This is a genomic window from Mesorhizobium sp. M6A.T.Ce.TU.016.01.1.1 (assembly GCF_003997065.1).
Lineage (GTDB): Bacteria > Pseudomonadota > Alphaproteobacteria > Rhizobiales > Rhizobiaceae > Mesorhizobium > Mesorhizobium mediterraneum.
Genome location: NZ_RZTJ01000047.1, coordinates 1 through 9,079, shown reverse-complemented (window position 1 = coordinate 9,079; position 9,079 = coordinate 1). Strand labels below are relative to the sequence as shown.

General features: G+C 62.3%; 8 protein-coding genes and 1 pseudogene. 8 read left to right on the top strand and 1 reads right to left on the bottom strand.

Annotation, left to right across the window (positions count from 1 at the left end; all coding sequences use genetic code 11):
• The 6 genes and pseudogenes from EOC94_RS32555 to EOC94_RS32530 form a co-directional block, all read left to right on the top strand.
• Positions 1-188 (top strand): annotated as a pseudogene (locus EOC94_RS32555) (ABC transporter ATP-binding protein); the annotation flags it as partial.
• Positions 189-217: 29 nt separating this feature from the next.
• Entirely contained in the window at positions 218-1,153 is a 936-nt protein-coding gene (locus EOC94_RS32550) for an ABC transporter substrate-binding protein (RefSeq protein WP_127295658.1), read from the top strand.
• A gap of 50 nt (positions 1,154-1,203) precedes the next feature.
• Positions 1,204-2,169: an iron ABC transporter permease gene (locus EOC94_RS32545; RefSeq protein WP_245465706.1), complete on the top strand. Its 966-nt coding sequence runs from the start codon at positions 1,204-1,206 to the stop codon at positions 2,167-2,169.
• 81 nt (positions 2,170-2,250) lie between these two features.
• Positions 2,251-2,730, top strand: a complete 480-nt coding sequence (locus EOC94_RS32540; RefSeq protein ID WP_095485822.1) for a MarR family transcriptional regulator — start codon at positions 2,251-2,253, stop codon at positions 2,728-2,730.
• A complete protein-coding gene (locus tag EOC94_RS32535; RefSeq protein ID WP_126107046.1) occupies positions 2,727-3,905 on the top strand; it encodes an HlyD family secretion protein in 1,179 nt (392 codons plus the stop codon). Before EOC94_RS32540 ends, EOC94_RS32535 begins: the two co-directional genes overlap by 4 nt.
• A 451-nt stretch (positions 3,906-4,356) precedes the next feature.
• A complete protein-coding gene (locus tag EOC94_RS32530) occupies positions 4,357-5,886 on the top strand; it encodes a DHA2 family efflux MFS transporter permease subunit (RefSeq protein WP_127295652.1) in 1,530 nt (509 codons plus the stop codon).
• 28 nt (positions 5,887-5,914) lie between these two features.
• On the opposite strand, the gene EOC94_RS32525 is transcribed toward EOC94_RS32530, so the two are convergent.
• Positions 5,915-6,430: a CAP domain-containing protein gene (locus EOC94_RS32525; protein WP_127295650.1), complete on the bottom strand. Its 516-nt coding sequence runs from the start codon at positions 6,428-6,430 to the stop codon at positions 5,915-5,917.
• A 363-nt stretch (positions 6,431-6,793) separates the two neighbouring features.
• Between EOC94_RS32525 and EOC94_RS32520 the strand changes: the two genes are divergently transcribed.
• Together EOC94_RS32520 and EOC94_RS32510 are read left to right on the top strand one after the other, a co-directional pair.
• Entirely contained in the window at positions 6,794-7,378 is a 585-nt protein-coding gene (locus tag EOC94_RS32520; protein WP_210212106.1) for a GNAT family N-acetyltransferase, read from the top strand.
• 557 nt (positions 7,379-7,935) lie between these two features.
• Positions 7,936-8,766 (top strand): alpha/beta hydrolase, encoded by an 831-nt coding sequence (locus EOC94_RS32510; protein ID WP_127204639.1) that lies wholly within the window; start codon positions 7,936-7,938, stop codon positions 8,764-8,766.
• Positions 8,767-9,079 lie beyond the last annotated feature (313 nt).

Genomic DNA, 9,079 nt, shown 5'->3' with positions numbered 1-9,079 from the left:
CGGTGATGAACGAGGCCCGCCTGCAGGCGTTTGCCGGTCCGCGCGAGGCGCTGACCAAGCAGTTGATCCGCCAGATTTTCGGCGTCGACGTGCTTCGGTTGCGCCATCCCACCGAAGACCGCGAACTCACGGTATTCGACGTTCCGAACCGTGCCTCTTCCGATTTAACCAAGGAGCAACATCCGTGAAACGCCTTGCACTGTCTTTTGCGTCCCTCCTGCTTGCCCAGACCGTCTTGGCTTTCCCGGTGACCGCCTTTGCTTTCCCGGTAACTGTAGACAGCTGCGGCACGCCGCTGACGTTCGACGCCGCGCCGAAGCGCGCCATCATCCAGGATATGAACATGGCCGAGATGGCCTTCGCGCTGGGGCTGCAACCGTCGATCGTCGGCCTGACCGGCATCACCGGATGGTACAAGGTCGGTCCGGAATTCAAGGCCGAGCAGGGCTCGATCCCGGAACTCGCGCCGAAATATCCGACACTTGAAAACCTCGTCGCGGTCGAGCCCGATTTCTTCTTCGCCGGCTGGTATTACGGCATGAAGCCGGGCGGCGAGGTGACGCCCGATACGCTGGCGCCGCACGGCATCAAGACGCTGGTGCTGACGGAAAGCTGCGTCCATCTCGACAACAACCGCCCCGCCGCCTCGATGGACCTGCTCTACGACGACATCGAAAAGCTGGGCAGGATTTTCGACAAGGAAGCCGAGGCGAAAAAACTTGTTTCGGACTGGAAAGCGCAACTCGCCGATATCACGGCGAAGGTTGGCGACCACAAGGGAACGCGCGTATTTCTTTACGACTCCGGCGAAGACAAACCCTTCACATCAGGCAAGTTCGCGATCCCCAGCGCCATGATCGCCGCTGCCGGCGGTGACAACATCATGGCCGACATGCAGACGAGCTGGGGCAATACGGATTGGGAAACGGTCGCCTCCCGCAATCCGCAGTTCCTGATCCTGCTCGATTACCAGGACGGTGGCGGCTACAGGAATCTGCTCGATTTCCTCAAAGTTCATCCGGCGATGAAGGAAACCGACGCGGTCAGGAATGAGCGCTTCGTCGCGCTGCGCTATGCCGAGCTGACGCCCGGGCCAGCCAACATCGAGGCGATCGGCAAGATCGCCAGGGCGATGCACCCGGAAGCTTTCTGAGCTTGCGCCGCAGGGCGTTCGAATTGGCCATGGCAGCAGGAGCAGCAGCGATGGCTGCTCTTGCTCTGCTGTCCATCGCTTATGGATCGACTGTCATAGCGCTGACGGACGTAGTTGCTGCGCTCGGACATGCGTCCGGACTGGGCGGAGACATCGTGTCCGGTCCGGTCGCCAAGATCGTCGTCGATCTCAGGCTGCCGCGCACGATCATGGCCATCTGTGTCGGCGCCGGGCTGGGCGTCATCGGCGCGCTGCTGCAGACGGTAACGCGCAACGACCTCGCCGATCCGTTCCTGTTCGGCCTGTCTTCCGGTGCCGCGGCCGGTGCAGTTTCCGTCATCACCATTTTTGGCGACCATTTCGGCATCTGGACGTTGCCGGTCGCCGCCTTCACCGGCGGCATATTGGCCGCTGGCATCGTGCTTCTGCTTGTTTCGCGGGTGAGGGGTCAAGGCCCCGAACGGCTGATATTGGCCGGGCTTGCCGTATCGTTCATGTTCACCGCCTTGACCAACTATCTCGTCTTTGCCGGTGACCAGCGCGCCGCCCACTCGGTGCTGTTCTGGACGATGGGCGGGCTCGGGCTGGCGCGGTGGGACAATGTCGGACTGGCTGCTCTGGGCGCAGGCACCATCCTTGTGTTCGGACTTTGGAACCACCGTCGGCTCGACGCTTTCCTGGCCGGCGAAAACGCCGCCGAAAGCCTCGGCGTGCCGGTTGCGCGGATGCGCAGGACGACATTTCTCGTCGCTGCTTTCTCGACGGCGATCCTCGTCTCGGTGGCAGGCGTCATAGGTTTCGTCGGTCTGATGATCCCGCATCTGTCCCGGCCCCTGGCCGGCCCGTTGCACCTGCGCCTGATTGCAAGCTGCGCCCTCTTTGGAGCGGTGCTGTTGCTGGCAAGCGACCTTCTCGCCCGCACGCTGCTGCCGCCGCAGGAACTGCCGATCGGCATCATCACCAGCTCGGTCGGCGCTTTTTTCGTGGTCACGATGCTCATTCGCAATCGTTCCTGATGTGACTGCCATCCACACTTGCCGGCTTCTGGCATAATGCCGCATCTTGAATAGTAAGCACGCTTATAATATATGCCGCTCATGGTTTCCGACGGCATCGATAGATTGGGCTTTTTGATCCACGACGTGCAGCGCCTGATGCGCAAGCGCTTCGAGGCGAAGGCCAGCGGGCTCGGCCTTTCCTCGGCGCAATGGCGGCTTATGGTCCGCGTCGCCAAGGAAGAAGGCATCACGCAAGCGCGGCTCGCCGAGCTTCTCGAGATCGAGCCGATCAGCGTGTCGCGCCTGGTCGACCGCATGGAGGAGAGCGGCTGGATCGAGCGCCGTTCCGACGCCACCGATCGCCGCGTCCGCATGATCTTCCCGACCGCCAAAGCGAGCGAGGCCTACGCAGAGATCAAGAGCCTTGCTGGCGAAGTCTATGAGGAATCGCTTACCGGCGTGTCGCTCGAAGATCGCCGCATCCTGATCAAGGGTCTGGAGGCGATGGCCAAGAACCTGGCGGACGGCGAGACGGCGTCCGGCGAAAAAGTCAAAGGTGCAGAAGGCGCAGCAGCATGAACGCGGTAGCCAAGGTAGATGAGAATGCAACCAAGCTGGAGGTGGAAGCTCCGGCGCAGCCGGCGGCGGCTCCGGTGGCGGTCGCTCCGCAGCTAGCACCGGCGCCGGTGGTGCCGAAGAAGAAGCGCCGTGTCGGCCGCTTCCTATTGATGTTTGCGCTCCCCGTGGCACTGATCGCCGGCGGCAGCTACGTCTGGGTGACCGGCGGCCGCTACCAGGAGACCGAAAACGCCAATCTGCAGCAGGCCAAGGTCTCGATAGCCGCCGATACGGCGGGTCGCATCGTTCAGGTCGATATTTTCGACAACCAGTCCGTCAAGCAGGGCGACGTGCTGTTCGCCATCGATCCCGAGCCCTACCGGATCGCATTGGCCCAGGCCGACGCGGCGGTGGCCGGCGCGCGCCTCAATGTCGAGCAGCTGCGTGCGGCCTACAGCCAGGCGCTGGCGCAGGAGAAGTCCGACGCCAGCCAGGTCGACTACGCGCAGTCGCAATACGACCGAGCCGCCGACCTTGCCCGCAAGGGCATCAATGCCAAGTCCTCGCTCGACGAGGCCAGGAACGATCTCGACAAAGCCAAGCAGCAACTGGCCGTGGCCGAGCAGGGCATCCTCAGCGCCAAGGCGGGCCTTGGCGGCAATCCCGATATCGAGACCGATAAGCATCCGACCGTGATGGCGGCGCTCGCCGCGCGCGACAAGGCTGCCTACGATTTGGCGCAGACCACTGTCAGGGCGCCGGCTGACGGCATCGTCAGCCAGGCTGCCTCGTTCAAGGTCGGCCAGTATGTCGGCTCTGGCACGCCGCTGTTTTCGCTGGTCGAGACCGGCGACACCTGGATCGATGCCAATTTCAAGGAAACGCAGCTCACCCACATGAAGCCGGGCCAGAAGGCCGAAATCGTGGTCGACACCTATCCGGGCAAGACGTTCGAGGCCACGGTCAAGGCGATCGGCGCCGGCACGGGAGCCGAGTTCTCGCTGTTGCCCGCCCAGAACGCCACCGGCAATTGGGTCAAAGTCACCCAGCGCATTCCGGTGCGCCTGGAACTGGCCGATGCCGACGCCAAGATGGCGCTGCGCACCGGCATGAGCGCGACCGTCACGGTGGACACCGGCGTTTCCCGCGGGCTTCCCAGCATCTTCGGCCACGCCACGGCGAGTGAGGCACAATAGACCGCCTCGTTCCATTGGACGATGAGGTCTGAGACGCAACAAGTAGAATGCAGGCCGCGCACGGAGAGGAACGCAGCTGACAGGATTGGTCCGACGGGAGATGCACCAGGGGTTAGGGTTTGGATCGGGCTGCGTTGCGGCCTGAGCGAAGCCTGAACAACGCGACGCAGACCCGTTTCGGTCCTCAGGTTTCCGGGCGGCAGGCGCCGTTTTATCGAGACGCTCGGTCGATGTAACCCCCACATCGATAGTCGCGTCCCACCGCGATGAGGGTCTCTCCATACGGAAGGCCGCGCCGCCCGGAAACCTCGCGCATCGGCCCGAAAATCGGAATCGATTTTCGGAAAGCACGATGCGCTGACTCAAAGTACTAGAGCGTACTTTGTGCGTCCAAATGGACGCACGTCGCTCTAGTGTACATTTTTTTGTTACCTGCCGGAAGTTCCACATCATGAGCACGCCAGAACCCTTTCGCGAAGTGCCGCACCGCGGCCTGATCACCGTGGCGCTCATGCTGGCGACGATCATGCAGGCGCTCGACACCACGATCGCCAACGTCGCGCTGCCGACCATGACCGGCGATCTTGGCGCGTCCCCCGACAACATCAACTGGGTGCTGACCTCCTACATCGTTGCCGCGGCAATCATGACGCCGGTGACCGGCTGGCTGGCCGACCGCTTTGGCCGCAAGGAGCTGTTCCTGACGTCGGTGGTCGGCTTCACCATATTCTCCATGCTGTGCGGCATCGCCTGGAGCCTGGAGACCATGGTGTTCTTCCGGTTGATGCAGGGCGTGTTCGGCGCGGCAATCGTGCCGCTGTCACAGACCTTCCTGCTCGACATCAACCCGAAGGAGCGCCACGGCCAGGCCATGGCCATCTGGGGCGCCGGCATCATGCTGGGGCCGATCCTGGGCCCGACGCTCGGTGGCTGGCTGACCGAGAATTTCAACTGGCGCTGGGTGTTCTTCATCAACCTGCCGGTCGGCATCATCGCCTTCCTTGGCATGGCCGCCTACTTGCCGGCCGTTGCAAGGCGGATACGCAGCTTCGATTTCTTCGGCTTCGCCATGCTCTCGCTCGGCGTCGGAGCGCTGCAGCTGATGCTGGATCGCGGCGGCGAGGTCGACTGGTTTTCCTCGGTCGAGATCTGGATCGAGCTCGGTCTTTCGCTGACCGGCTTCTGGGTGTTCATCATTCACACGGTGACGGCGGAACACCCCTTCATCGATCCCAAGATATTCCTCGACCGCAATTTCGTGACCGGGCTGGCGTTTATCTTCGTCATGGGCGTGCTCATTTTGGCGAGCATGTCGCTGCTGCCGCCAATGCTGGCGACCATCTTCGGCTATCCGACCATGACCATCGGTGTCGTCATAGGTCCCCGCGGCATCGGCACGATGGTTGCGATGCTCCTGGTCGGCCGCATCATGCACAGGATCGATGCCAGGATCCTGGTCGTCATCGGCTTCCTTTTGACCGCGCAGTCGCTCCACACCATGTCCAGCTTCTCGCCGCAGATGGACAACTGGCTGATCCTCAGTTCCGGCGTTATCCAGGGCCTGGGAATGGGCATGGTGTTCGTGCCGCTGTCGACCGTGGCTTTCGCCACGCTCGATGCGCGCTACCGCACCGATGCCACGGCGCTGTTCAGCCTGGTGCGCAATCTCGGCTCCTCGATCGGCGTCTCGGTAGTGACGGTTCTGCTGGTGCGCAACACGCAGGTCAACCATGCTGAGCTTTCGGCCTACATCAATCCGTTCAATCCCAATCTCTGGGCGGCGTCGCCGGCAGCGGCGGGCGGCGATCCCACGGCGCTTTCCCAGATGGATGGCATGGTCAACATCCAGGCGATGATGATCTCCTACATCAATGACTTCAAGCTGCTGATGATGATGACGCTGCTTGTCATCCCGTTCGTTTTCCTGCTGCGCAAGCCAAAGGCTGGTCCGACCGCCGGTCCCGCCGCGCATATGGACTGACGGCTCGTCGACGTGCCGGTCACGCCTCCTACTTGCCCAGAACAAGGCTCCAGTAGCGCAACGAGCTGTCGCGGCCGTCCCGCACATAGGCCAGACCGAAGCGGGTGAAGCGCGGGTCGAGCATGTTGCGGCGGTGGCCGGCCGAATGCATCCAGATGTCGAACAGCTTCTGCTGATCGAAACGGCCCTCGGCGATGTTTTCTGCGGCAGCACCGGTGATGCCGTTGCCCTTGACGCGCGAAGCAAATCCCTTGCCCCAGCCGGTGGTGTGGGTCATGCGGCCGCCACGCGCCATATAGCCGGCCTGCTGCAAGGCTGCCTGTTCGAGCTGAGGATCTGGGAGAAGCGGCGCGAGGCCGGCCGAGGCGCGGATGCCGGTCAGCGTGCCGGCGGCGGAGGCAGAGACACCGGCGCCTTCGCCGGTGGGCAGGACAGTGGCGCAAGCGGCAAGCCCGGCCAGTGCGGCAAGGCCGGCGCCTTTCAGTAGCGTGCGCCGGTTAAGGCTTGATCGGACTTCGCAATTTTCGATTTTCGTAACATTCATGCCCGCCTGACATAGCGGTGATCATGGCTTTTGCCGGGCGGACGCTCAAAAATCTCGCTCACTCCGGTTCGTCTTCCAGTGGTGAAATCCGACGCGTGGTACCGAGATGGAATACCGGTTTGACCCATCGGTGACCTCCACTGGCGCGCTGCGAATGACTGCTTCGCGCCCCATCCCGGTCATTCCGCTGGCCCCTGCCGTCCTCCAGAAGCGGACATCGCTGGTGACCAGGAGGACGCTTCAGCTTTTCCAGAACCGCTGAGCCGACAGCAACCGGTATCGCTCCCACTCCATCCGGGTTACGATGCGTGGCTGAGAACGGGCGCGGGCGCCTCCTCGAACCACCTATGTCAGGAGGGCAGCGTGAAATCGCCGATGGTGAGAGTTATGGCCGCAGCCGATGAAGATTCAGCGGTCGAGATAATCGTGCTGGCGTTTGCGGCGGACCCTATGGCGCGATGGACCTGGCCGCATGCACACCCGTACCTTGCAGCCATGCCGCGAATGGCCCGCGCGTTCGGGCGCAGGGCATTCTCTAACGGAAGCGCCTTTTGCACCGACGGCTACGCCGGGACGGCGCTGTGGCTGCCGCCCGGCGTGCATTCCGACGAGGAAGAGCTTGGCGCCGTGCTCGAGAGCACGGTTGAATCCTCTCTCGCCCCTGAAACCGCGGCCATATTCGAGCAGATGGCCACGTACCACCCGACCGAACCGCATTGGTACCTGCCCCTGATCGGCGTCGACCCGGCGCATCAAGGCGAAGGTCACGGCGATGCCTTGATGGCGTACGCACTCGCGCAGTGCGACCGCGATCACGCGCCTGCCTATTTGGAATCCTCGAACCCGCGCAACATATCATTCTACCAGCGGCACGGCTTCGAACCGCTCGGCGCGATCCAGGCCGGTTCGTCGCCGACGCTCATCCCGATGCTGCGGCGACCTCGTTGAGCGTCAGTTTTATCAGAAAGTTTGACCCTGTGGGACGTTCAGGGCGGCCACGGAGCTGTCGAGCACGCCGTCGAAGCCGCGGCACTTGGCCCTTCTCGCCGGTGGGAAAGCGGATCGCGGTGATGTCGGGTGCCGTGGCGCGCACGAGATCCGAGATCAATCCCGGAAGCCCGGTTTCCGCTGCGCGACGACTGCCGCCAAGCTGATTGTCTGAAATCAGTTGATGCGAAATACTCCAATCAGGAATTCCTTCACGGCCGCTTGTACCGCTTCTGTCGCTGCTTTGTCGTATCCACAGTCGGGCCGAGTTCTACGCAAGCGTCATTGTAGGAGAAGGGCTTACCGGTCTCGATATTGATTATTTTCCCATCATCTTCGCGGCGGCGGCAATTGCGCGATGTTTGCGCGCTCTGAACAATGTAACTGGGCGGAGCTATGGGGTCGTCGAATGCACATGGGGCACGCCTGGATACTCGGTCATCAGAGCGTCTTTGCCGGCAGCCTTGCGGCGCGCAATCAAGTCGCGGCACGGTGTCGAAAACGGAGGAGAATATTTGATGTCGTGGAAACTCGACGAGACCGTGGAAACATCTGCGGGCGCTGTTGCAACGGGTCGACTTGGTAATGGGCCTGCCCTCGTGCTGGCCCACGGCTGGCCGTGGTCTTCGTTCTCATGGCATCGGATTATTCCGGAGCTTGCAAGGCGGTATCGTGTGCATTGGTATGATATGCCCGGATACGGGCGATCCGACAAAGCCGCGGAGCAGCGCACGTCGCTCGATGTGCAAGGTCAGGTATTCGCCGAGATACTTGCGCATTGGGAACTCGAGCAGCCTATGGTTGTTGCCCATGATTTCGGTGGAGCGACGACGCTACGGGCGCATTTGCTGCATGGCTGCGAGTTCGAGCGGTATGTTCTGATGAATGTCGTCGCGATGCGTCCCTGGGGGTCGGAGTTCTTCGATCACGTCGGTCGACATGTGGATGCCTTTCTGGGCCTGCCGCCGCATATCCACAAGGCGGTCGTGGAGGCTTACATCAAAGGGGCAATCGTCAACGACATCGATTCCGGTGATTTCGAGACGCTGGTCGAGCCGTGGCTTTCCGAGGGGGGACGAGGAAGCTTCTATCGGCAATTCGAGCAAGCCGATGAAAAATATACCGCCGAGGTTGAGCCGGTGTTCGGGGATATTCGGTGCCCGGTAAGAATAATCTGGGGCGAGGACGATCCATGGATCCCGCTGGATCGAGGCAAAGCGCTTCATGCGCTGATCCCGCAGGCCTCGTTCGAAACGCTGCCCAGTGTCGGCCACCTGCCTCAGCTCGAAGCCCCGCATCTCGTGCTGGAACGGCTGAACGCGTTCCTATCGAGCGAAGGCGAATACTGATGAAGGGAGCGACCCTTGGGAAGGGTGAACAATTTTCCCTCACTCTCTTCAATGTCCGCTTCGGGGCCGTTGTGTCTCGTTGATGGCCGGCTGGCGAGGGTCAGCAACGGGCCAGCTTAAGACAAGGGCTCGCGCCGACCTGACAGTCCGCTATTGAAGATCCGAAGCCAGAAGGTGCCGGTCCGCTTTCGTGAAGAGTTTCGGGCGCCGGCAGGCGTACGAAAGTCCCCGAGGAAGGAACCCGCGGGCCACAGGCGATGGCTATGGGGATTTCGGATTTCGGCAGATGTCGGCGATGGCGCGACCGCCGTCG

Excerpts from the sequence above, each read along its gene's own strand:
- EOC94_RS32540 (WP_095485822.1), top strand. The coding sequence starts at position 2,251 with ATGGTTTCCGACGGCATCGATAGATTGGGCTTTTTGATCCACGACGTG.
- EOC94_RS32545 (WP_245465706.1), top strand. The coding sequence starts at position 1,204 with ATGGCTGCTCTTGCTCTGCTGTCCATCGCTTATGGATCGACTGTCATA.
- EOC94_RS32530 (WP_127295652.1), top strand. The coding sequence starts at position 4,357 with ATGAGCACGCCAGAACCCTTTCGCGAAGTGCCGCACCGCGGCCTGATC.
- EOC94_RS32510 (WP_127204639.1), top strand. The coding sequence starts at position 7,936 with ATGTCGTGGAAACTCGACGAGACCGTGGAAACATCTGCGGGCGCTGTT.
- EOC94_RS32525 (WP_127295650.1), bottom strand. The coding sequence starts at position 6,430 with ATGAATGTTACGAAAATCGAAAATTGCGAAGTCCGATCAAGCCTTAAC.
- EOC94_RS32535 (WP_126107046.1), top strand. The coding sequence starts at position 2,727 with ATGAACGCGGTAGCCAAGGTAGATGAGAATGCAACCAAGCTGGAGGTG.